24 protein-coding genes are annotated in these 23,988 nt (G+C 42.5%); 6 read left to right on the top strand and 18 right to left on the bottom strand.

Annotated elements, in window-relative coordinates:
• Positions 1–43: 43 nt before the first annotated feature.
• The 4 genes from V5M37_RS12150 to V5M37_RS12135 all read right to left on the bottom strand — a co-directional run bounded on the left by V5M37_RS12150 (position 44) and on the right by V5M37_RS12135 (position 3,256).
• Positions 44–451, bottom strand: coding sequence for an acyl-CoA thioesterase (locus tag V5M37_RS12150; RefSeq protein ID WP_423802148.1), 408 nt, complete (start codon positions 449–451; stop codon positions 44–46).
• 86 nt (positions 452–537) lie between these two features.
• A complete protein-coding gene (locus V5M37_RS12145) occupies positions 538–1,584 on the bottom strand; it encodes an ATP-grasp domain-containing protein (RefSeq protein ID WP_423802147.1) in 1,047 nt (348 codons plus the stop codon).
• Between the two features lie 137 nt (positions 1,585–1,721).
• Positions 1,722–2,216, bottom strand: a complete 495-nt coding sequence (locus V5M37_RS12140) for a flavodoxin domain-containing protein (RefSeq protein ID WP_423802146.1) — start codon at positions 2,214–2,216, stop codon at positions 1,722–1,724.
• A 113-nt stretch (positions 2,217–2,329) separates the two neighbouring features.
• Positions 2,330–3,256: an alpha/beta hydrolase gene (locus V5M37_RS12135; RefSeq protein WP_423802145.1), complete on the bottom strand. Its 927-nt coding sequence runs from the start codon at positions 3,254–3,256 to the stop codon at positions 2,330–2,332.
• Between the two features lie 176 nt (positions 3,257–3,432).
• Between V5M37_RS12135 and V5M37_RS12130 the strand changes: the two genes are divergently transcribed.
• Positions 3,433–4,740, top strand: a complete 1,308-nt coding sequence (locus V5M37_RS12130; protein WP_423802144.1) for an ectonucleotide pyrophosphatase/phosphodiesterase — start codon at positions 3,433–3,435, stop codon at positions 4,738–4,740.
• A gap of 23 nt (positions 4,741–4,763) precedes the next feature.
• On the top strand, positions 4,764–6,038 hold the full coding sequence (locus V5M37_RS12125; RefSeq protein WP_423802143.1) for an MFS transporter: 1,275 nt from the start codon (positions 4,764–4,766) through the stop codon (positions 6,036–6,038).
• 40 nt (positions 6,039–6,078) lie between these two features.
• On the opposite strand, the gene V5M37_RS12120 is transcribed toward V5M37_RS12125, so the two are convergent.
• The 6 genes from V5M37_RS12120 to V5M37_RS12095 form a co-directional block, all read right to left on the bottom strand.
• Positions 6,079–6,975, bottom strand: coding sequence for a carbohydrate kinase family protein (locus V5M37_RS12120; RefSeq protein ID WP_423802142.1), 897 nt, complete (start codon positions 6,973–6,975; stop codon positions 6,079–6,081).
• 109 nt (positions 6,976–7,084) lie between these two features.
• Positions 7,085–7,291 carry a copper chaperone CopZ gene (gene copZ, locus V5M37_RS12115; RefSeq protein WP_423802141.1) on the bottom strand — a complete coding sequence of 69 codons (207 nt, stop codon included), beginning with the start codon at positions 7,289–7,291 and terminating at the stop codon, positions 7,085–7,087.
• Between the two features lie 14 nt (positions 7,292–7,305).
• A complete protein-coding gene (locus tag V5M37_RS12110) occupies positions 7,306–7,644 on the bottom strand; it encodes a metal-sensitive transcriptional regulator (RefSeq protein WP_423802140.1) in 339 nt (112 codons plus the stop codon).
• A gap of 69 nt (positions 7,645–7,713) precedes the next feature.
• Positions 7,714–8,529, bottom strand: coding sequence for a hypothetical protein (locus V5M37_RS12105; protein WP_423802139.1), 816 nt, complete (start codon positions 8,527–8,529; stop codon positions 7,714–7,716).
• A 75-nt stretch (positions 8,530–8,604) separates the two neighbouring features.
• Entirely contained in the window at positions 8,605–11,025 is a 2,421-nt protein-coding gene (locus V5M37_RS12100) for a heavy metal translocating P-type ATPase (protein ID WP_423802138.1), read from the bottom strand.
• A gap of 715 nt (positions 11,026–11,740) precedes the next feature.
• Positions 11,741–13,561, bottom strand: coding sequence for a CocE/NonD family hydrolase (locus V5M37_RS12095; protein WP_423802137.1), 1,821 nt, complete (start codon positions 13,559–13,561; stop codon positions 11,741–11,743).
• Between the two features lie 325 nt (positions 13,562–13,886).
• Between V5M37_RS12095 and V5M37_RS12090 the strand changes: the two genes are divergently transcribed.
• On the top strand, positions 13,887–14,039 hold the full coding sequence (locus tag V5M37_RS12090; protein WP_241113873.1) for a hypothetical protein: 153 nt from the start codon (positions 13,887–13,889) through the stop codon (positions 14,037–14,039).
• 56 nt (positions 14,040–14,095) lie between these two features.
• Here the strand turns inward: V5M37_RS12090 and V5M37_RS12085 are convergent, their stop codons facing one another.
• Together V5M37_RS12085 and V5M37_RS12080 are read right to left on the bottom strand one after the other, a co-directional pair.
• Positions 14,096–14,563 (bottom strand): CBS domain-containing protein, encoded by a 468-nt coding sequence (locus tag V5M37_RS12085; RefSeq protein ID WP_423802136.1) that lies wholly within the window; start codon positions 14,561–14,563, stop codon positions 14,096–14,098.
• A gap of 21 nt (positions 14,564–14,584) precedes the next feature.
• Entirely contained in the window at positions 14,585–15,232 is a 648-nt protein-coding gene (locus tag V5M37_RS12080; protein WP_423802135.1) for a TetR/AcrR family transcriptional regulator, read from the bottom strand.
• Between the two features lie 287 nt (positions 15,233–15,519).
• Here V5M37_RS12080 and V5M37_RS12075 point away from each other — a divergent pair, with 287 nt between their 5' ends.
• Both V5M37_RS12075 and serC read left to right on the top strand, forming a co-directional pair.
• A complete protein-coding gene (locus tag V5M37_RS12075; protein ID WP_213115881.1) occupies positions 15,520–15,672 on the top strand; it encodes a hypothetical protein in 153 nt (50 codons plus the stop codon).
• A 179-nt stretch (positions 15,673–15,851) separates the two neighbouring features.
• Entirely contained in the window at positions 15,852–16,949 is a 1,098-nt protein-coding gene (gene serC / locus V5M37_RS12070; protein WP_423802134.1) for a 3-phosphoserine/phosphohydroxythreonine transaminase, read from the top strand.
• 23 nt (positions 16,950–16,972) lie between these two features.
• On the opposite strand, the gene V5M37_RS12065 is transcribed toward serC, so the two are convergent.
• Both V5M37_RS12065 and V5M37_RS12060 read right to left on the bottom strand, forming a co-directional pair.
• Positions 16,973–17,551 carry a DNA-3-methyladenine glycosylase I gene (locus tag V5M37_RS12065; RefSeq protein ID WP_213140280.1) on the bottom strand — a complete coding sequence of 193 codons (579 nt, stop codon included), beginning with the start codon at positions 17,549–17,551 and terminating at the stop codon, positions 16,973–16,975.
• A 3-nt stretch (positions 17,552–17,554) separates the two neighbouring features.
• Complete coding sequence (locus V5M37_RS12060) at positions 17,555–18,250, bottom strand: ATP-binding protein (protein WP_423802133.1); 696 nt, start codon at positions 18,248–18,250, stop codon at positions 17,555–17,557.
• Positions 18,251–18,410: 160 nt separating this feature from the next.
• On the opposite strand from V5M37_RS12060, the gene V5M37_RS12055 reads away from it, so the two are divergent.
• A complete protein-coding gene (locus tag V5M37_RS12055) occupies positions 18,411–19,070 on the top strand; it encodes a hypothetical protein (RefSeq protein WP_423802132.1) in 660 nt (219 codons plus the stop codon).
• 53 nt (positions 19,071–19,123) lie between these two features.
• Here V5M37_RS12055 and V5M37_RS12050 read toward each other — a convergent pair whose 3' ends face one another.
• The 4 genes from V5M37_RS12050 to V5M37_RS12035 all read right to left on the bottom strand — a co-directional run bounded on the left by V5M37_RS12050 (position 19,124) and on the right by V5M37_RS12035 (position 23,931).
• Positions 19,124–20,059: a manganese-dependent inorganic pyrophosphatase gene (locus V5M37_RS12050; protein WP_423802131.1), complete on the bottom strand. Its 936-nt coding sequence runs from the start codon at positions 20,057–20,059 to the stop codon at positions 19,124–19,126.
• Between the two features lie 100 nt (positions 20,060–20,159).
• The gene (locus tag V5M37_RS12045) at positions 20,160–21,020 is read right to left on the bottom strand and encodes a GNAT family N-acetyltransferase (RefSeq protein ID WP_423802130.1); all 861 of its coding nucleotides are present in this window, start codon (positions 21,018–21,020) and stop codon (positions 20,160–20,162) included.
• 159 nt (positions 21,021–21,179) lie between these two features.
• Entirely contained in the window at positions 21,180–22,388 is a 1,209-nt protein-coding gene (locus V5M37_RS12040) for an iron-containing alcohol dehydrogenase (RefSeq protein ID WP_423802129.1), read from the bottom strand.
• A 19-nt stretch (positions 22,389–22,407) separates the two neighbouring features.
• Positions 22,408–23,931 (bottom strand): aldehyde dehydrogenase family protein, encoded by a 1,524-nt coding sequence (locus V5M37_RS12035; protein ID WP_423802128.1) that lies wholly within the window; start codon positions 23,929–23,931, stop codon positions 22,408–22,410.
• Between the last annotated feature and the right edge of the window lie 57 nt (positions 23,932–23,988).

Below are 23,988 nucleotides of genomic sequence, written 5' to 3'. Positions count from 1 at the left end.
AGAAAAAAGGACAAGCACCATCAGACATGGTGTTCGTCCTTTTTTAGCAGTTGATTAGTTCGGCAAGCTCAGCATTTTGATGGAGCAGTCGGCGAATTTCATCAGGTACAGTGGTTTTCATTCTTGTTTGCCGATTAATTGTTGTCAAAATGACTTCAGCAGACGCCAGCAGAATGCCTTGTTTATTTTCCATCTTTTGCATAAGGGTAAAACTTGTATTCCCAACTCGCTCAAGCCATGTGCGAACGATTATTTCATCATTATCAAACACTTCTTTTTTATAATCAACGCCAATATGGACCGCTACTGCCTCTATACCCAGCTGCTGGGTACAAAAACGGTACCATTCCTTACGCCCCAGGTCGAAATAATCAAAAATCTTCACATTACTGACATGAAATGTTTTTGTCTCTGCGATTAGCTCTAATTCAGAATAAGTCAATTTTTTCACCTTTCCCCAGCCACACCATTTTTTTGAATTTTCCATATTTATTTTATTTTACACTATCTACTAAACAAATGAAATCTTTATATGGTTTACGGTGCCTGACACCAATCATCCTTAAGAATCATTTCTCTTTCGAGATGGCTGGCGCGAATGCCGAAACGCGGGCTGACCGCTTCAATTTTCTCCCCGAGGAGGATTTTGATGGCCAGATAGGGCATATTGATGCCGGAAAGGCAGCTGATATGCATGCCGCCGCTCATACGCGGGTTAATTTCCAAAAGCTTTGGGATACCATTGTTATATTTTAATTGAATATTAAATATATATGGCAGCTTAAACTCAAGATGAAACCGATGAGCGAGTTGAATCAGTTCTTGATGATCTACTAGTTCACGGATTCTTCCATCTCCCTTCAACCTTGGGATCGCGGCAAGTAATCGGTCTGGTGTTGCCAGGCAATCAATACTATATTCCCTGCCCTCTAGATACTCAAGGACCATTAAATCTGGAAATGTCTCCTGCTGGCCAAGAATTTCGCAAGCGTACCGATAAGGCATTCGGAAACTAGTGCCATGATGAAAAAGCTGATTGACGGAATCAATCTCATCCTTTATCACGCGAAAACCGTTGGCACCCTCGCCGATGACCGGTTTAAAACAAACCTTATGTCCCTTTTCTGTCAGCCTTTCGCAAGCGGACTTAAATTCCGCTAAAGTATTAACCACATAATGTTCAGGAATGGAAAATATAGGTCCTTCTTTTTCCGCTTTTTCCATAATGGTTCGATAAGCAAGGGCCTTATTATCCATCTTCTCCATTAGTTCCGCATCTGGACAGACCAACACTTTGACGCCAATTTTTTCGAAATCAGCAAGTCTTTTTGAAATTAACACGTTTTCCTTGCGGGGTATAAAAATGTCGATCCCATGTGTTTCACAAAACTCCAGACAGAAAGCGATATATTCATCACCGGAGAGTTCCGGTTCGGTAAAAGCTTTATCACAATACTGCAAATATAGAGCATCCTTATTCGGACTCGTTCCATAGATTGTAAATTTCCGGTTATCGGGATTGTCTCGAATCATCTCAATATAGTGGGAAACAGTTGTAAACCAGCGGTTAAACCAAATTTTCATAAAAATCCTCTCTCATGTTGTAATTTGACCCTTCCATTATGTTCAAACCGTGGTTTTTTTAAACAGATAAATATTTTTCTAAAATAAAAAAACGCCTCTTTTGCTGCAGAAGCGTTTTGGAATAATAGTAAGGCTGACTAGACCGGGATTCTTATATTATTATATCTTAGGGCAAATTCCATGATGGAGTTGAGGTTTAGATGCGATTCGTCTTTTATTACACTATCCACTTTTTTTACTACTTGTCTTTCAAAAAAATTCATTTTAGAAACTAAGAATTCGCCACCAAATAGGCCCATTGCCACGGAGTTTTTCCGTAAGTCCTGCGGAAAGGCGCGGTTAAATTGCTCCACAGCGATATCACCATCCCGGATGCAGCACAGAAATAGTCCCACTTCTTTTTCTAAAAGCTCATCATGATGCTGTTTGATAAATTGTTTAATTTTCTTTTGAATTTCCCCTGCATGAATCGATCCGCCAATTATAACCCCATCATAGTCCTCTAAATCAAAAAGAATTTTATCCCGTTTCAAATCTACAGCGAGGACCTCTCCTTCAATATTCTCGCATAATACACTCACAGCCTTTTCTGTCGTACCATGGGAAGAGCAATAAACAATTAACGTTTTCATGATTTGCTCCTCCTTCAAAATGATGTTCCTATTAATTCTCATTATATAGCCTGAAAAAAAGACTGGCTGCAAAAATATTGGCAATATTATTACAATTTCTAATTTATGGGCATTCACTTAATTGTGGAGTTTTTAAAGCTTCGCTTCGCAAAATGCCCGATTTCGCGAATGGCTTTACGGGCCTCGGGCAGAACGCCACCGAAGATTTGCCAAACGTGCCACATTCCTTCCCATATCTTCAAGGTGACATCAACTCCAGCAAGCCGCGCCTTTGCTGCAAGCATTTCAGCATCACTTTGTAAAATTTCATGACTCCCCGATTGGATAAACAAGGGCGGGAAATCGGTCAAATCAGCGAAAACAGGCGAAATCATTGGATGATTGAGGGGTTTGTCACCTGCATACATGGCAGCTGCCTTTCTCACGGTTTCTGGGTTTAAATACGGGTCCAGCTTCCTGTTTTTCTCATAACTCTCCCCACTGCTTGTTAAGTCCGCCCAAGGCGATAAACAAATAACCGCTGCAGGCAGGGGATCGTTTTGTTCCCTCAGTTTCAAGACAGCAGCCATACTTAAGCCTGCACCTGCTGAATCGCCAGCAAAAATAATATTAGAAGATTTATAGCCCCGCTCAAGCAGCCAGTGGTACACTAAAACAGCATCTTCAACCGCCGCCGGGAATGGGTGTTCAGGGGCAAGCCGATACTCTGGCAAGAGTACCTTGGTACCGGAAGCCTTGCCAATTCTAGCCGCCAGCACACGGTGGGTATCTGCCGACCCATATTCATATGCACCACCGTGTAAATAAAGGATTACCTTGTCATCCTTAGTATCAGCGAAGGAAAGCCATTCAGAATAAAGCCCGCCAATTTTGCAGGATTCCCTCATACAGCCCTTAGGGAGCTTGCCAAGCTTGGCACCAAATTCATTAAATCTCTGCCGTCTCTCACCCATCCCTGTTTTCCTAATTCCTTTTTTCGCCATTCTTTTTACTGATAGTTTTATCATTTTTTCGATAAATAAACTTTGAATGCTTGGCATAACGGTCATCCCCCTCCCTAGACATTTATATACATTATACTGAAAAAACTTAATTACATATATCTTCCAACACCAAAACATCCTAATTTTTTCATAAATATTGTAAAAATTCTGTAACAACCCTGTATCTTATTGTACAATTGGATTAGCAGTAGTTACCAATTCGGAGGGTTTTTATGAATCGACTTACCGACCATCTCATCATTATCTCATTCGACTGTCTTTCCTCATTAGATTTTCCCATAATTAAAGAATTACCGCACTTCAAGACGATTTTGCAAGACGGGGCCTTGGTGGAAAACGTCGAGAGTATCTACCCATCTGTCACTTACCCTTGCCATGCTACGATCGTAACGGGAAAATATCCGAACAGGCACGGTGTCATTAATAATACCCTTTTGCAGCCAGGACGCTTATCTCCTGACTGGAATTGGTTTCGGAGCTCCATACGCGGAACCACCCTCTATGATGAAGCAAAAAAAGCAGGCATGACTACAGCCGCCTTACTGTGGCCGGTTACCGGAAAAGCGGATATAGATTATAACATGCCCGAGATTTTCGCAAACCGTCCATGGCAAAATCAAATTCTTGTATCTCTCACCAGCGGGACTCCCCGCTTCCAATGGGACCTTAATAAACGGTATGGTCATCTCCGCAACGGTTTAAGTCAGCCGGAATTGGATGACTTTGTTTTAGAAGCGGCGGTGGATACGATTAAAACAAAAAAACCAAATCTAATGCTGGTCCACTTTACCGACCTGGATTCCATGCGGCACTTCCATGGTTTTTCATCAGATGAAGCCATTGCCGCCATCCACCGTCATCACAGCAGGCTTGGCAGAATCATGGAAGCACTTGAGGAGAGCGGCATCAAAGATAACTCCACTGTAGTTATCCTCGGTGACCACAGCGCGTTAGATGAAAATAAGGCTGTACACTTAAACGTACTATTTAAAGAACATAATTTGATTACCACCAACTCTCGCGGAAAGCTGGTAAATTGGAAGGCATACTGCAAAAGCTGTGACGGTTCGGCATATATTTATGTAAAAGATCCAGGTGACACCATTACTTATGAAAAAGTAAAATCCTTATTGTCTGAAATGATTCAGGACCCATCTTCGGGAATTGAACAGGTGCTTTCAGGTATCCAGGCTGCCGAACGAGGTGCGGACGGGGAATGTGCCTTTATGATTGAAGCAAGCCTTGGGTATTACTTTTTAGAAGATTATGAGGGGGATTATATTAAAACCATTACAGCTGAAGATGTAATGGCAGATAAAAAATATACCCTGGCTACTCACGGCTATTCGCCCGTAAAAGAGGCATATGGCACCATCCTTATGGCGGCAGGAAAAGGAATTCAATCAGTCACACTTCCATCCATCCGGCTTATTGATGAAGGGCCCACTTTCGCAAGATTACTTGGTGTCAGCTTAGGAGATACTGATGGAAGAGTAATTGAGGAGATATTGAAACAATAAAAACTTAGTTAGGGGGAAAAAATATGAGCCGGATGACAAAGCAAGAAAAAAGCTGGGTATTTTACGATTGGGCCAACTCCGCCTATTCTATCCTGATTACCACTGCTGTTTTTCCGTTATATTTCAAAGCAGCCGCCAAAGAGGCAGGACTTGCAGGTGCAACATCAACCGCCTATTGGGGCTATGCCAACTCTTTTGCGACACTATTAATCTCTATTTGTGCCCCCGTCCTTGGCAGCATTGCAGATTTCCGAGGCTTTAAGAAACGATTTTTCACCTTTTTCTTTGCTTTAGGAGTTATTTTTACTTTTTTGCTCGCCGTGGTTCCAAGCAGCCAGTGGATGATTCTTTTAATCTGCTATATGGTTACGGTTATTGGCTTCGGCGGAACGAACATTTTCTATGATGCCTTTCTGGTTGATGTCACTACTGAAGAGCGGATGAACAAAATTTCCTCACGCGGTTTTGCGATGGGCTATATCGGCAGTACCATCCCGTTCATTATCGGAATTGCCCTGATCATTTTGGCCCAACAAAGCATTCTCCCATTGTCTGTCACCGTTGCCAGCCAAGTCGCTTTTGCCATCACCGCCTTATGGTGGGGACTATTCACGATTCCAATGTTAAAAAATGTAAATCAGGTTTATTACAAAGAACGCGTCCCAAACCCTGTTTCCAACGGCTTTAAACAGTTATTTATTACGTTTAAAAAAATTAAACTGTATCGCCCGTTATTTCTCTTTTTACTTGCCTATTTCTTTTATATTGACGGGGTTAACACAATTATTACGATGTCAACCGCGTACGGATCGGATTTGGGGATTGATTCTACCAATCTGTTAATCATCCTGTTTGCCACCCAGGTCGTGGCCGCGCCGTTTGCCATTTTGTACGGCAAGCTTGCCGATCGGTTTAAGGGTAAGACGATGCTGCTCGTTGGCATTTTCGTTTATATCATCATTTGTACTTATGCCTATTTCTTAAAAACTGTTTTGGACTTTTGGATTCTGGCCATGCTTGTCGCCTCTTCTCAGGGCGGCATCCAAGCGCTCAGCCGCTCTTATTTCGCCAAATTGGTGCCGAAAGAAAGTGCCAACGAGTTCTTTGGATTTTACAGCATCTTTTATAAATTTGCAGCCATCCTTGGACCGTTTTTAGTCGGTTTTACTGCACAGATGACAGGAAACACCAACAGCGGTGTTTTTAGCTTAATTGTTTTGTTCATCATAGGTGGGATTATTTTAATGAGGGTACCGGAATCAAATCAAGTTACACAATCAAATTCAATCACCCATTAAAAAGACAAAACAGCGAAGTCATGTGCTTCGCTGTTTTTGTTTACAATGCCCCCATTTTCGTCGTTGCCCGCGCACCGATTTCATTAGCAAATCGGACAAATTCTTCTAATTTAAAATCATCTTGAGGCACACCATGATTATGAAAGCGGGATATAATGGCCGCCATGAAGGCATCACCTGCCCCGGTGGTATCTACAGCTTTAACCTGCACACCAGGAATGAAAATGCTTCGTCCCTGATGTACGGCACAGGAGCCTTGCCCGCCCATCGTGATAAACAGAAACGGAATCCCCCATTCAAAGATAAGCCCCAGACCATCCTCCAGGTTATTTGTTTCTGTTAAAAAGAATAACTCATCTTCAGCCATTTTAACGATATCGGCTTGTTTGGCAAATGAAATGACAGTCTCCCGGCATTTCTTTTCGCTTTCCCAACGCTGCAGGCGGATATTTGTATCAAATGCCTTCAGCAGTCCCCTTTTGCGGGCATATTCGAGTGCCTGGCGTGTCGTTTCCCTTGCTATATCATGAAAAAGTGTCCCGGAACCGAAATAAAAGAGTTTCCCCTGCTGAAACAATTCTTCAGGAAGGTCATTGGTGGTCAGAAGTAAATCTGGAGTTGGGTTATTATAGGAATGAAACTGTCTCTCACCTGATTGATTTATATGTACCTTGACACTGCAGATTTTTTTTTCAGGCGTACGGACACAATAATCGACGTTCACTTTCTCTTTTACAAGCTCCATCTCCACAAAAGCACTTTCTTCGTCCGTTCCTAGTTTCGTTAAGTAATAAGAAAGCACCCCTAACCTGCTTGTCCAAACAGCGGTATTTACCGTCGCCCCGCCGGGAAACTGGTGAAATATTGTATTAGTTGAATCCTTTGATATGTAATCAATAAACGCATCCCCGAGGGATATCACACCTTGCCTACTCAACGCTGCACCTCTTTTCAAAGCTTTAACTATCATTCTACCACAGCTTTTTTTATAAAAAAATTTCCCCTTTGTAAAAAGAAAACACCCAGGCTAACCTGGGTGCCAATCATTATTCTACATCGTATCCTTGATCATCAATTGTTTCTTTAATCGTGCTGAGGGATACTAAGCTTGGATCAAACTCAACATCGACTTGACCTTTTTCCAGCTTAACGGAAACATTTTTTACGCCGTCCAATTTCCCGACGCTTCCTTCCACCGCTTTAACACAATGGCCGCAAGACATACCGCTTACATTTAATGTGACATTTTCCATTTTTCATTCCTCCATTATTTTTTCATTAATTTTTGTACGGTAACAAGAACCTCATCAATCACGTCAAAATCGCCTTCCTGAATCCGTTCCACAACACAGCTCTTCATATGGCCTTCGAGCAGGATTTTCGCTACACTGTTTAAAGCCGACTGTGTAGCAGCGATTTGGTTGATCACTTCATCACAGTACGTGTCTTTTTCAATTAACCCTTTAATGCCGCGAATCTGCCCTTCAATTCTATTCAGTCTTGTCACAAGATTGCTTTTTACCTTATCAGAATGGTGACTCTTTCGGTGATTTTCCTCCGTATGGCAGCAGGATTCATCCATTAATTCCTTTTCATTCATTGACATTTGACCCGCCTCCCTTTTTGCTAATTATATCATACCCCCCTACCGTAAATCGATGTGTTCAATAGCTTTTTATTTAATTTCTATTACAAATGAGAACACTCTAACTTTTCCTTCCTGCTTGAATTCAGCCCAAATTTTATATGTGCCCGGTTTATCAAATTGAGTTTCAAAGATCGGTTCATTTTCATTATGTGGGTGAACGTGCAGGTATTGATTTGCTTCCTCATCGAGAATGACGACATGGCCTGCCGCTCCTAAATAAGGCTCCAATGTAGATTCATCTAATTTAAAATCAAGCGTGACTGGTTTCCCGGCCTCAAATGAGCTGACAACCATTTCAGTTGTTCTTCCATCGACTGTTTTCTTTAATGTTTCATCCGCTTTTAGGTGATTTTGACGATGTGTTTCCTCTGATAATCCAACAGTAAACGCTGTCGGCTTGACATGATAGTTTAACTTTTTCGGCTTGATGTCAATAAAGGCCTTATAGGCACCATCCTTTAATTCATAAGCGATTTCAAACTGACCTGCACGAACCCTTTCCGGATGCAAGTGGTAGTATTGGTCAAGTTGATCATTTACCACAATCAAATGCAGCAGTTTTTCGTGGTTTACCTCTAAATCATCAACTGGATTGCCATTTTGGTCCTTTAAGTAAATTGTTATTTTCCCATCGTTGTAGGTGAAATTAGGTGTAACATCACCGGTCTTTTCCTCCCCCCCTTCATGACCATGTACTACTGTGCCAATGTGTTGTTCATTGCTTCCGTGGCTTGCCGCTTCACCATTTGGTACCTCTTCATTATCAAAGTAAACATCATAAGCGTTAAATCCGCCAATAACGGCAAACAAATATACAATCGCTGCAATCGCCCATTTTTTCATCACCATACACCCCTTTGTTAATGTTTCTTTGGGATGGCTACCCGGCTGGCAGCCCCCCCCCATTGTTGTTTGTTGTTATAGCTTCACTCTTTGTAATCGAAGTGCGTTTAAAACGACTGACACGGAACTAAATGCCATGGCCGCTCCGGCAAGCCATGGGGCTAGAAAGCCGATTGCGGCAATTGGAATCCCCAATGTATTGTATCCAAATGCCCAGAATAGATTTTGTTTAATGTTTTGGATTGTCTTTTTACTCATAAAGATGGCATCGGCGATGCTGTTTAAGTCGCCTCTCATCAGCGTGATATCCGCCGCTTCCATGGCGACATCGGTGCCGGTTCCGATTGCCATGCCAATATCTGCGACCGCAAGTGCCGGCGCATCGTTTATACCATCCCCGACCATAGCGACTTTGCGGCCCTGCTCCTGCAGCTTTTTCACTTCCGCTGCTTTTCCCTCTGGTAAAACTTCGGCAATAACGCTATCTACTCCTACTTCGCCGGCAATCGCAGCAGCCGTGCGGATATTGTCGCCGGTCATCATTATGACTTCTAGGCCCATATTCTTTAGTTTTTGAATCGCTGCTTTCGATGTTTCTTTCACGGTGTCTGCTACTGCGACGATGCCGGCAAACTCCCCATCAATCGCAACCAGCATTGCTGTTTTACCAGTTTCTTCAAGGGCTTCCATTTTCCCACCAGCAGCCTCAAATGATACGCCGTATTTATTCATTAATTTTCTAGTGCCAATTAATATTTCCTGACCATTAATGTTCGTTTTTATTCCATACCCCGGTATGGCTTCGAAATGGCCGACGGCCTCTAATAAGTTGATCCCTTTTTCTTTAATGCCATTTACGATCGCCTCAGCAAGCGGATGCTCAGATTGTTTTTCAGCGGAACCGACTAACTGCAAGAATGTATTCTGGGAGTAGTTATCTTCAATGATCACATCAGTTAACACCGGTTTCCCGTTTGTAACAGTTCCTGTTTTATCAAGTACCACTGTTGTAAACCGGTGGGTTGTTTCCAAATGCTCGCCGCCTTTGAATAGGACGCCAGCCTCTGCGGCCCGGCCGGAACCGGCCATAATTGATGTTGGTGTTGCAAGACCCAATGCACAAGGGCAGGCAATTACCAGGACAGCAATCATTTTTTCCAACGCTTCAGCGAAGTTGCCTGGGCTTACCCAGATGAACCAAACCAAGAAGGTTAAGACAGCAATTCCAACAACGATTGGTACGAAAATTCCTGAAATTTGGTCTGCAAGCCGTTGAATCGGTGCTTTTGAGCCCTGTGCTTCTTCAACCACTTTAATGATTTGCGCGAGTGCCGTGTCTCTGCCAACTTTTGTGGCTTTTATTTTTAAAAAGCCGTTTTTGTTAATGGTAGCGCCGATTACTGGGTCGCCAACGGTTTTATCAACTGGTACGCTTTCACCTGTCAGCATTGATTCATCAAGAGCAGATCGACCTTCGATGATTTCTCCGTCGACAGGAATTTTTTCGCCAGGCTTTACATAGATGATGTCCCCAACTACTACTTCTGCTAATGCGATTTCAAGTTCTTTTCCATCCCTCAAGACCGTTGCCGTTTTGGCTTGGAGCCCCATTAACTTTTTAATGGCTTCAGATGAGCGTCCTTTGGCGCGGGCTTCGAACAATTTTCCTAAGATGATCAAGGTTATCAGGACCGCACTGGTTTCAAAATAGAGTTCCACCATTTGTTCGCCTGACACAATGGTCATAATGGTTAAATATAAGCTATAAAAGTAGGCAGCGGATGTACCAAGTGCGACAAGAACGTCCATATTTGCGCTGCCGTTCCTTAGCGCCTTATAGGCTCCTACATAAAACTGTCTTCCTACAACAAATTGAACTGGTGTCGCCAAGGCCAATTGAACCCATGGGTTCATCAGCATGTCAGGCAGGTAAATGAACGATGTTAACTCAAAGTGGCTGACCATCGCCCATAATAACGGGAATGACAGAATCAGTGAGAAAATAAATTTACCTTTTTGTTTCTCGATTTCCTTTTGGCGGTGATCGACGCTTTCCGAAGTTTTATCCTGTTTCACTTTGGCTTCATAGCCGACTTTTTCTACCTTTTGGATGATTTCCTGAATATTGACTTGGGCCGAATTGTATTCGACGGATGCTGTTTCAAGTGCCAGGTTGACGGTGGCTTTTGTGACCCCCTCGAGTTTGTTAAGCCCCTTTTCGATTCTCGTGGCGCAGGCGGCACAGGTCATTCCGATAATGTCAAATTCGGCTTTCTCGGTGACAACCCCATAGCCGAGATCATGTATTTTTTTAACAAGGTTTTCCGTGTTCGTTTGTCCTGGGTCATACTTGATTGCTGCTTTTTCAAGCGCCAGGTTCACGTTTGCTTCCTGAACGCCATCTAATTTATTTAAGCCTTTTTCAATTCGTATTGCACAGGCTGCACAAGTCATTCCTGTTATCGGTATTTGGACTTCTTTGGTGGCATTACTCATTTTATTCTTCCCCCTAACTGTTTGGAGTTGATTTCAACTTTAATATTTACTTTATGTTTATATACTATACCCCCCTATCCTATATTGTCAATAAAAAATAAAAATTTTTCCAGTTTTTTATTATTGGGCTTATTTGGGTCGGAATTTTGAATATGGGGCTGCTTAAGTCGGTAAGGACAACCTCTTAACGACCAAAACCTTCTTTCCTTTAACCGTTTGGGCGTTATAAACCCGTCATAACGACCGATACCTTCTTTCCTATAGTCGTTCGGGCGTTATAAACCCTTCATAACGACCGAAACTTTCTTTCCTCTAATCGTTCGGGCGTTATGAACCCACTCTTAACGACCGAATCCTCCTCTCCTTTAATCGTTCAGGCGTTATGAACCCACTCATAACGACCGAATCCTTCTTTCCTTTAGCCGTTCGGGCGTTATAAACTCGTCATAACGACCGAATCCTCCTCTCCTTTAATCGTTCGGGCGTTATAAACCCACTCATAACGACCGAATCCTTCTCTCCTTCAATCGTTCGGGCGTTATAAACCCTTCATAACGACCGAATCCTTCTCTCCTTTAATCGTTCGGGCGTTATAAACCCTTCATAACGACCGAAACTTTCTTTCCTATAACCGCTGGGGCGTTATGAACTATCTATATTAGAAAAAAGCCGCCAATCACCGCAAAAACCAGTAATCAACAGCTTATTAAAAAGATTATTTTACTATTGGTAAGGTCACATAAGAAGGATATTGGCTGTTATGCAAAATAGTAACCACACCGCCTAATTGATTAAGCAGCATCGGTGTCGTTGATAAAGAATGCGGGAAGTCACTTGGCCCCACGCTAACCCGTAGGCGATGCCCATCTTTAATCTGTGCATTGGTCGGAAAAATCTCGATGTTTAATTCCATAACCTCGCCTGGTACCACCGCCTGGACCGCTTCCGTCGTAAACGGATGCCATGGCTGAATATTTTCGCCATTTAAAAAGCGGCTCTTTGACTTATCTACAGCACGATGTGAAGCAGCGAGCCAGCCCGCGGTCAATTCGCTAGAGGCGCCATCAGGAGCCACATCTGTTACACGAACAGATAGGACTGCTTCTTTAGCGGTTGTACTTACATAAATTCTTGCAGCAATCGGACCGGAAATTCTCACGTCCTGATTAACCGGAGGTGTTGTGTAGGTGACTTCTGTAGTCTCGGTTAAGCGATTATCCTTTGTACATGGAAAGACCCCCAAAATTCCCATCGTCCATTGGCTGGCACTGCCAGAGCAAATCCCGTTCACTGGCTGCTGCAGCATTAAATCGGGGCCTTCAATCATGGATGGAGTATCCTTTGTCAGCAGGTTCCCGGAACGAAGATAATATTTTTCAGCCTGTGCCTTGGCATGCGGCCAGCCTGGCTGCACTTCAAAGTGACCATCGCCTAACACAAATTGCGTTATATCAGGAATCCCTTCCACATCCACATTCATGCCCTTCACATATTTGTCGAACCATTTTAAGGCAATTTGGTCTAAAGTAGGAACATTATCCGCCGGTAATCCGCTTCCAAAATCTCCATGCGTCCAATTCCCGATCAACAGCTTCGTTTTGACCCCATTTGCCTTCAACTTTTCAAATAGTAAAGGTTCACCCCGTTGAAAAATATCATGGAGGCCGCCGGTTATAAATGCCGGCACCTTTACTTTATCTGCGACTAATAGCGGCGAACGCTGCCAAGAAAATGGCCCATCATAGGCAACTTCTCCGCCTGTAAGAGCGGATGTTAACGTATTTGTCTGAAAACCGGAGATTTGCCCAGCATGGTTAATAAGAACTCCTGCTGCCTGAACAGGGTCTGTCAATGTATAGCTTGGCGGTAATAAACCCGTACCAGTGACTAGCCCCAGCCACAGAGGGATAAACCCGGTATTGACCAAACCGCCTGACATCACGATATCCCGGTAGCTGTCTCCCATCGGCACAATTGGGAACATTGCAGCCAAGCCTTTGGGCTGCTGGGCTGCCGTAAAGAATTGGTTAATCGCCATATAGGAAGCCCCGTATAAGCCAACCTTGCCGCTTGACCACGCCTGACTGGCCGCCCATTCCACTAGCTCCTTTCCGTCCTGCTGTTCAGCAATCCCAAATGATTCCCATGTACCCTGTGAACTGCCTGTCCCACGGACATCTACCACTACCTGGACATAGCCGCGTTTAACAAAATATTCATTAACGCCATTAACATTTTTATTGTATGGCGTCTGCGTCAAAATAACTGGAAATGGCCCCGGTCCGTCTGGCCGATAAACATCGGCTGTCAATATGACGCCATCCCTCATCGTAATGAAAACATCTTTTTCGGTAATGTAGCTTTGATATTCCTCTGGTCTGTCGTAGCTTTCCCACTTTTTATTAGTAGTTGTGTCTATGGATGTTGTTTGAGTTTCCTCGCCTATTGGAGTGCCAGTTAAGGAAAATGCGGTTAAAAAAATAAAACCAATCATTACTAACAGTATGCCGCCGGCCTGAAACCGTTTCTTGTGCATATTCAACCCCCTATTCTGAATTTTCTTACTCTTATAGTGTAAGTCATCAGAATGCTGAAAAAAATAATACATCCTTACTACCAACCTAATACAAGTTGCGTATTTTTGGGAAATTAGTGGAAAACAAGGTTTAATCAGGAGGATATAGGAGGGATTGTATGGATTTGCAGGTTCAGGGAACATGAGGCCATCTCAGTCCTTAATATAACAAGATATCCCACTTTACGGGCTTTGTCGAAAAAAACTGTTCAATGGTAAGATGAAAGCCTAATAACTAAAGGAGGGTTTTAACATCCAACATTTACGTTTGAAGTACACGAGTGAAATGGAGAAAGCACTTCTTAATGCCCATGGTGTTTGTTATAAGGTTTATTGCCGGAATCATGACATACGGATATTAGTTGAAAAAAGACGGGAACAAGATTATATTACATCACAAATGATGCTTGCCGATATTGGACGCAAATTTCATACTTAACTCTAAAAAAGGTGTCAGGCTATCTTTAATGAAAGTACCTGGCACCTTTTCATTCTTCAATCCATCTCATCAATAATGGTTTGTTGGATGCTTCGAATCACATCTCCCCTGCTGAGGACACCGATAACACGATTATTACCGTTTAACACAGGCAATTTTTTAAAATGGTGCTTGGATAAGAGGGAGACAACTTTTTTCATATCATCATCAGGATGAACAGTGACAATCCCATTTGTTTTGGCAATCTTTATGATTTCCCTTCCCGCCATTTCACTCAAGCGGCTTTCTAAATCCTCCTCGGCGATATAAGTCATAAAGGTAAAATAATTATAAATTTGCCGATCAATGGGTTTAATGGCTCTTAAGATATCCCCGTCTGTTACAATGCCGCATAATTTACCCTCGCCATCTACAACAGGCATGCCGCCAATTTTCTTTTCTACAAAAATTTTCATAACATCCTTAATAGTATCAGTTGGTTTAGCTGTAATGACATTCATTATCATAAAATCCCTTACCTTCATCGCTAGTCACCACTCTTTAGTTTATTCTTTACTTTCAATTAGTAATTTCTTTAGTACATCAGGAGGGAAAACAATGCGGCAAATGACCTTTGCCAATTCCAAAAAATCTTCTTTTTTACAGTGTTGACCTATCTTGGTATTTCCACTCTCTGCCAACACCATGATTGACCAGGCAACCTTATCCAAATCCAAATCCCTCCAAGTTAACCCTGAATCATAAGCACGCTTTAATCCGGTAAGAATTCTTGAATGGATTTTCTTTCTGGCTTCTCCTAACACCTCGGCAAGTTCCGAATCCTTATACAGTAGTTCTGGCAAAACGCGGTGAAGTCCCATCCCGTTAAGCCGTTTCATATGTGCTTCTAATAAGGATGCCAATAAAAGTTCAGGATTACCGGTAGTCCAATTTGGTTCAGGAGGGAGCAATTCATCTATTTTATCCTCCAAAAGGGACATTAACAGCTGCCGTTTATCTGAAAAATAGCGATAAAAGGTTCCAGTAGCTACCCCTGCATGGGCCGCGATTTCCTTTGCGGTTGTTTGTTCATATCCTTTTTCAATAAACAAACTTCGCCCGCTTGCCAAGAGAGCATTTCTTTTTTGTTGGGCCCGTTCTTGTTTAGGAAGAATCGGAAATTCACCTACAAGCAAATCTTCACGTTCAGTCATAGGACCACCTCGGGCTTATTATAGCACAAAAGTTAAAGATGAACTACAGTTCATCTTTTTATTGACATGTCTAAAGCTGAATGTAATACTTGAACTATAGTTCATGTTATTCAATTCCTCCCCTAACACCCCTGGATTAAAGGAATTCGTCTAACATGAACAACTTTTTTAAAAATTTTTTAAAAAACAGGTTTTGTCAGGAAGGATATCACCATATTTTTCCGAATAATATAGGGTAATCTTATTTTTTATATTGGGTTTATTAATTTTGAAAGGTGTTGATCCATATGGCCAATCAATCTGACTCTAAAAAAATCTCCGTAAATTCAACTATTTCCTTAAAAGGAATAGTAAAAGCCATTTTCAACGATACCGTTCACGTCCAAATTGGCGGAAAGATCATTACGCTGCCAAAAAAGGATTTTCTTGCTGAAAGTTAAGTGATTTATATTTAAACATAGAAGCATTTTATCGGTCTGCTGCTTGCATTAGTGGCAGGCATTTTTTTGTTTAAAAATTGAACAAGCCTTTAACTCTGTAAAGGAATAAAATTTCCTGTCAAAATAATACGAAAATATGTTATATTCATATATATTAAAAAAACATGGGAGTGAACGAAATGAAACTAGACATCAAACGGGCCTATAATTTCAATGCCGGTCCATCTGCTCTTCCTCTTTCTGTACTGGAAAAAGCCCAGCAGGAGCTAATTGATTTCCGTGGCACAGGAATGTCAATCATGGAATTAAGCCACCGCAGTGCTGCCTATGAAGAAGTACATAATCAGGCGATCGCGCGCCTAAAGGATTTAATGGGTATTTCTGAAGACTATGAAGTACTCTTTTTGCAAGGTGGAGCAAGCCTGCAATTTTCAATGATTCCAATGAACTTTTTGGGAGAAGGAAAAAAAGCGGGTTATGTGATGACTGGCTCCTGGTCAGAAAAGGCTTTTGCCGAAGCCAAGCTATTTGGTGAAGTTGCTCAGGCGGCGTCATCAAAAGAAGGCAAATACCGCCGCATTCCTAGACTAGCGGAAATTCAATATCAAGGTGACGAGGCCTATTTACATCTGACCTCCAATAATACAATTTACGGAACGCAGTGGAAGGAATTCCCTGCTACTGGCAATGTTCCGTTAATTGCGGATATGTCCAGCGATATTTTATCCAAGCCTGTTGATGTCAGCAAGTTCTCCATGATTTATGCGGGTGCCCAGAAAAACCTTGGACCTTCCGGTGTTACGGTGGTGATTGTTCGCAAGGAGTTTCTTGAAAAGGCTAATTCTAATATCCCTACCATGTTAAAGTACAGCACTCATGCAAAAAACAATTCCTTATATAACACTCCGCCAACCTTCGGCATCTATATGCTCGGTGAGGTTCTTGGCTGGGTACAGGAAATTGGCGGTCTTGAGGAAGTTGTCAGAAGGAATGAGGAAAAGGGAAAGCTCATCTACGATGCTATTGATCATAGCAATGGTTTCTACATCGGGCACGCTGAAAACGACAGCCGCTCCCTAATGAATATTACCTTTAACTTAAAATCAGAAGAGCTGGAAAAAGCATTTTTAGCGCAAGCCAAGCAAGAAGGCTTTATCGGTGTTAACGGCCACCGCTCCATCGGAGGCTGCCGCGCATCCACCTACAACGCAGTTCCATACGAATCCTGCAAAGCATTCAGCGAATTTATGGAACAGTTTCAAAAGCAAAACGGATAAAAGATGGGGACGGTTCTAATGCCTCAAATTTTTGAGGCAAAAGAACCGTCCCCTCGTTTCATTTCACAGCTTTCGATATGGTCATTGACCATTCCTACTGCTTGCATGAAGGCGTAGCAGATGGTGGAGCCGACGAATTTAAAGCCGCGCTTTTTTAAATCCTTGCTCAATTTGTCGCTTATTTCCGTGGAGGCAGGTACCTCGCTCGCTTCTTTGAAGTGATTGATAATCGGCTTCCCGTCAACAAATGACCAAATATAGCTATTGAAGGAACCAAATTCCTCGACCACCTTTAAATAAGCTTTGGCGTTGCCAATCACCGCATTAATTTTTAGTCTATTCCGTACAATACCATCATTATGTAAAAGTTCTTCAATCTTTTGATCGTCATACAGGACAATCTTCTCCGCCTCAAAGTTGTCAAACGCCCTCTGGTAATTCTCCCGCTTTTTTAAAATCGTATACCAACTAAGGCCAGCTTGCGCCCCTTCCAAATTCAAATATTCAAACAACAAACGGTCGTCATGAACGGGGACTCCCCACTCATGGTCATGATAATCAATATATAACGGGTCTTGATTAACCCAGCCGCAGCGATTCATAAATCAAAACTCCCTTAATGGAATTAAATCGGTAAAGCAAAATCTTGTTTCACCAGTGTATACATCCTTTGAAAACTTTTTCTTGCCAACTTGAAACCGGATTGGCTTATTAAAAATCGGACCATCATATACAAATGAATGATACTCGCCGTTTTCACCGCAAGGATCCACACCTTCAGGCAGTGCTTCCATAAACACGTCATTAATTTCCTTACCGGAAAAATTCTCAGGCAGTTTCGTCAAGTCTACACAAGTTATAATTGTTTGATACCCTAGCGATAAAAAGCGGTAAATTAAATCTGCAGTATTCTGACCCCAGAGTGGAAAAACCGCTGTAAAACCTAAGGGTTTTAACTGTTCTTCACGGTACTTGCGGATATCCTCAAGAAATAGGTCGCCAAATACAATATGGTCAATCCCATTCGCCTTCAAATCAGCCAATTCCCGATTCATTATTTCCCCGTAGACTTCATTGGAGCATTGCTCCGGAATAAAGATTTTTCTTAATGGAATGCCAATCGATGCCGCTTGCGCCTCCAGCAGTTCCTCCCTTACTCCATGAATGCTTGTCCGATTAAAACCTGCAGTAACTGTCGTAAACAACAATTCAACCTCATATTCTTCCCCGTGAAGGAGTTCGTGCAATGCCAGTGTAGAATCTTTTCCACTGAATGATAACGCAGCTCTTTTTTTTGCCACGAAAAAATCACCTCTTCCCCATCTACCATTATAATTTGTCCGAACATGAAAAGCGAAAAAAGAATTTCCAGAGCCTTGCCCACATTTAATAGCAAAGCCCAAACGTGTCCCCTCTAATGTTTTGAAGCATAAAATATTACAAAAAGGAGTGGAGTGAGGTATGAGTTTATACATTAATAAGCGTGAACACCCCAATGTTTTTGAAAATAAACAAACGATCAAAGCCCCTAATCAGTCATATTCCAGACAGGATTTCCTAACTGAGTTAATCAAGGAACAGGAAAAAGCGAATGCCGCCTTAAGAAAAACATTAAGGGAACTGCAAATTCAAACTATTAAACAGGAAGAATCCCAAACTAGCCATTGGAATGATATCGGCAGCCAATTGATTGACTTGCAAAAAAGCAGCCAATCGCATCAAGAAATGATGAGAATGCAGGAAAAATTTCAAGAGGAAATAGCGGACAAATTAAATCGACTAGCCGTTTTTCAAAAAGAAGTAACAGAGAAATTGAACAGCCAAGAGGATTTTCAAAATCAAATCTCTGCCAAAATGAACAAGCAAGAAGAATTTCAAGAAGACGTCCTCAAACGATTGGATCATCAAGAAGCATTAACTGAGAAAATTTCACGGCAGTTAAACTTTATTCGGTCCATTCTATTTGAACGGACCAATTATTTGGCCTCCAAAATCGAAGATGGTTACAAACTCACCTCGTCCTATGTCTATAAACTGATGACAGGATCTGATAAGCCGCTGACCTTCTTCCTGATGAATCAGCATCATGATGAGCACACAAAGCAGACGGACAAATCATAAAAGATAACAACAAAAAACGTTCATGCCATCAAATGCATGAACGTTCTGTTATCTTAAACACCCTTTGTGAAAGTTTCAGTTAATACTGGCACAATTTGTTTCTTACGGGATACGACGCCTCTTAACATTGCAGTATTGGCATCAAGGGTCACATTATAAGCCTTTTCCACTGCAGCAGCCTTACTTCCAAGCGCTAACCCTACTGAATCATTATTAAGGATATCAGTCACTACCAATAAGAATAAGTCCAGATTCTTCTCATCGATTTTCTTAGAAATAGCTGCTTCTAATTCTTCTTTACGGGCAAGAACTTCCGCAGTATCTACAGCATTGACTTGGGCAATTTCTACTTTGCTTCCGCCCATGTCAAATTCTTTTGCATCCAGTGTTAATAAATCAGCTACAGACTTGTCGCTTAAATCAGCGCCAGCCTTCAGCATTTCTAAACCGTACGCTTCGGCATCTACACCGGCAATATCTGCTAATTCACGAGCTGCAGCCACATCTTCAGCCGTGCAGGTTGGCGATTTGAATAATAAGGAATCAGAAATGATGGCTGAAAGCATCAGTCCGGCGATTTCTTTCTTAATTTCCTTACCGTTTTCTTTGTACATTTTATTCAAAATTGTAGCAGTACAACCGACTGGCTCACAGCGGTAATATAACGGATCGCTTGTTTCAAAATTTGCGATGCGGTGATGGTCAATTACCTCAAGCACTTTAACATCAGTAATGTCGTTCGCACTTTGCTGGCGTTCATTGTGGTCTACCAAAATAACAGAATTAACTTCAGAAGCAACAGTTTCTACCAAACGTGGTCCCTCTACCTTAAAGGTATCCAAGGCGTATTGTGTTTCGCCATTGATTTGGCCAAGGCGGACAGGCTCGACGTCCATTCCCAACTGTTTTTTCAGGTCTGCGTATGCGATCGCAGAACAAATCGTATCTGTGTCTGGATTTTTATGTCCAAAAATAAGTACTTTTTCCATGTTCCTACTCCTAACCGTATTAAATTATGTAAGGACAAGCCAACTAAGGTTTCCCTATCGGAAATTATATATTAATACGGTAAAGTATTCAAAAATTTTTTTATAAAAATTTCACCATCTGCACTTGTTCCGTCATCTTATTAAATCCATGGCTCATTAGGTATGCGATGATTGGACTTGAGATAGAGGCATTGACCGTCATAAAGTTTACGGTTTTTTCAGCTCCCCCGCAAATGCTGGCAAAAATAATTTTCAATAAATCACTGTTTACTTCAGAAAACAACTCCAGTTGATAGATAACGACTTTTTCTACCTTTCCATGTTCATTCCATATTCTTTTAAACAAGCAATAGCCCAAAGGGTCATTTCCAGTTCCATAAAAAATTTGTGCTTCGCCGTTTCTGACACTTTGCCATTGGCATTGCCAAGGTACATTTTCTTTATAAAAAGAAAGTGTTGCCAATTGTTCAGGACGGATGGATTTTACCCAGATAGATGCGGCTAAAACTGACTCGAATTCCTCAGATCCATTTAAATGAACAAGGGAGTCAACAATCTCATATCCATATCGTTGATATAAACGAATGGCCCGTTCGTTTTCCTTTATCGCTTCGAGAGTGGCAACCTCCACCCCCTCTTCCGCGTAATTCCTTAAAGTCTCCTCCATTAAAAGCTTGGAAACTCCTTTTCCACGATACTCCGTGGCTACGCCGGTTCCTCCATTCCAAGCGGTCTTTTTTCCATCAATCAGACGCACTCCATTTAAGACAATTGCTACAGGCTTATCACCATCGAAAGCAACAATCGATAGATTCATTGAAAGCCCCTCATTAACCAACCTAGCAAAAAACAGCTCCGCAGACATTTCCAATTTTACAAAATAGCCTTCAAAACCGCGATTCCAGGCCGTGATAATGTCCGTTATTTGACATTCAGATAATTTTTTAAAAAGAATACTCATGAGTCGGCCCCCTTAAATAGCGTTGAAGAAAATTAAAATAAAATAGACTAAATAGTTTATTTTAATTAAACCAAAGCCTTCCAGTTTTTACAATCCATTAGAAAAATAAATCCCATTATGGACGAGAAAAAATCCATAATGGGATGATTTCAACTAACATTATTTAACCGGCAAAGGCACAACCCTCTGTCCAATTGCCGCTATTAGTTCCGGCGGCATTGGGAAGTTTAATGCGGCAGGATCCTTCATGACTGCCGGGATTACCATTTGTAGTGCCTCTCCACTAATATTGTATTCACTAAAATCAGCCGGCAAGCCAACTTTATGTTGAAGCAAGCGAATTTTTTCGATTACTTTTGCCAACGCCTCTTCTGCCGAATCACCCTTCACATCCACATTCAAAGCTTGCGCTAATTCAGCCGCACGAGGCAGGTACAACTGGGGAACAAGCTCCATTACGACCGGCAGGAAGACAGCATTTGCCAATCCATGAGGAATTCGGAACAGGGCACCGTAGGCATGCGCCATATTGTGAACCGGGATGGCATTCAAAGCAAAGCTGAAAGCCGTAATTCCCATTAAGCTTGCTTGCAAGAGGTCACTTCGGGCATCAAGGTTTGCACCATCTGCAACGGCGACAGGCAAGTTTCTTTCAATTAAGCGGATCGCATGCAGGGCATAGGCATCTGTTAGACCGGTTGCAGTAGGTGAAGCTAACGCTTCAATCGCATGGGTTAACGCATCAAACCCAGTAAATGCGGTAATTTTTGGCGGCAAACCGACTGTCAGATCAGGATCCAGAACCGCAATATCAGCCGAAATAAACGGATTGATAATATTGGTTTTCATTTTAATTTCTTCATTATAGATAACAGCAATTGGCGATACCTCGGAGCCGGTTCCGGCAGTCGTTGGAATTGCGATATGCGGAATCGGGATATGGCTCGCTTGCGGGAAAGATTCATAAACAAAGCCGCCCGGAATCGCTGTTTTAATATCGGACAAACCTTTGTGAAGCGCATACTTTACCCCTTTTACAGTATCAAGCACACTGCCGCCGCCAACAGCGAGCAAGCTGTCAGCCCCTACTTCCCTCGCATATTGGACCGCAGCATTGACACAGCTGCTTTCGGCATCCTGGGCGATGTCCAGATAAATCCCTACTAATTCCGGACCGCTGCCATGGCCAGTCAATTCAAAAATCGAAGCTACTTTTTCAACAACACCCGCTTTCTCCAGGCCTCTGTCACTTAATAGAAGAACCCGCTTGGCACCAAGACCAGCAAACAGGCTTGGGATTAGTGCCCGGGAATTGGAGCCGCTATTGATCGCCGTGCGCAAATTAAACTGAGATAATGTTGTTTTCATTTCCATTTTCACCTCTTCATTAATTTTGGCCAAACAGCATACCGTACCAAGGGCGTCTCTCAAGTTCAGTAACCATCGAGGTATGAACATGCTTCAACTGGGTATAGGCATCAAGGGAATGCTTGCCCATCTCCCGGCCAATTCCGCTCTGTTTATATCCGCCAAACGGCGCATCATTGCGAAGCATATGCCAATCATTAATCCAGACAACACCTGCTTGAAGCTTTCGGGCTACTTCATAAGCCTTATTCACATCGCGTGTCCACACACCGGCAGCCAAGCCGTAGATTGTATCATTTGCCATCTTAATTGCCTCATCCAAATCGGAATAGCGGATAACTGCGAGTACAGGTCCGAAAATTTCCTCTTGGGCAATTTTCATGTCATTTGTGACATTTGTGAAAATTGTAGGTTCAATGAAATTACCCTCTTCACATCCAGGAACCATTACCTCCTTGCCGCCACAGGCAAGCGTTGCGCCTTCCTTTACACCAGCTTCAATATACGAAAGAATGGTTTCCTTTTGCTTTTTCGAGATAACCGGGCCCATATCCGTGGCGGGATCGAGAGGATTACCAAGCTTTAACTTACTAGTTAAAGCAACAAGACCGGCCACAACCTCATCATAAATTTTGTCAGGTACAAAAAGCCGCGTCCCCGATTCACAGAATTGTCCGGAATGGAGGAATACGCCAAATAAACTTCCCGGCAGTGCGATATTAAGATCGGCATCTTCTAAAATAATGTTCGGCGATTTTCCGCCAAGTTCCAGAGTTGTGTTCTTAATCGTACCGGCAGCAAGTCCCATAATTTTCCTGCCTACTTCCGTTGAACCGGTAAAAGCTACTTTATCTACCTTCGGATGCGTAACAAGTGCCTCCCCAACCTCAGCACCCGGTCCGGCAACAACGTTAATAACACCCGGCGGGACAACAGATGATATGATTTCAGCTAGCTTTAATGTTGAAAGCGGTGTATAGCTGGCAGGCTTGATCACAACTGTGTTCCCCATTGCCAAAGCCGGTGCGATCTTCCAGCAGCCGATTACCATCGGATAATTCCATGGCGTTATTGCAGCACAAACACCAATTGGTTCTCTCCAAATAAAATTTTGAGCAGGACCCGGGAATGGCGGAACCGGCAGCGTTTCTGAAAACGGATAGTCAACTAAAAACTTCGCCATCGTTTGAAATAAGTCAACCATTTGCAGAATATCGCTGCCGCCAATGCGTCGGACTGTTCCTCCTGAACTGATTGATTCGAGGTAGGCTAACTCCTGCCCGTGTTCAGCTATTTGATAGGAAATGGCATTCAGAACATTTGCACGGTCCTTTGGCTTCATGTTTTTCCAGTCACCCTGGTCAAATGCCTCACGTGCTGCCGCCACTGCCCGATTGACATCTTCAACTGTACCTTTTGCGACCTTGGCGACCAATTCACCAGTTGCCGGATTGCATACATCAAACGTTTCCTGGCTGCTTGCGGGCTCCCACTTACCATTAATGAAGTGGGGAAATGTTTGCACTTCAACCTTTACTGTCATGACTACAAATCCTCCCTTATATAAGTTATTGTTTTATGAAAAAACAAGATAAGTACT

The organism is Neobacillus sp. SAB-20_R2A, from assembly GCF_049568635.1.
In the GTDB taxonomy this organism is placed as follows: domain Bacteria; phylum Bacillota; class Bacilli; order Bacillales; family Cytobacillaceae; genus Neobacillus; species Neobacillus citreus.
Note: the sequence above shows the minus strand (reverse complement) of the source record. Positions and strands in the feature narration are given on the sequence as shown.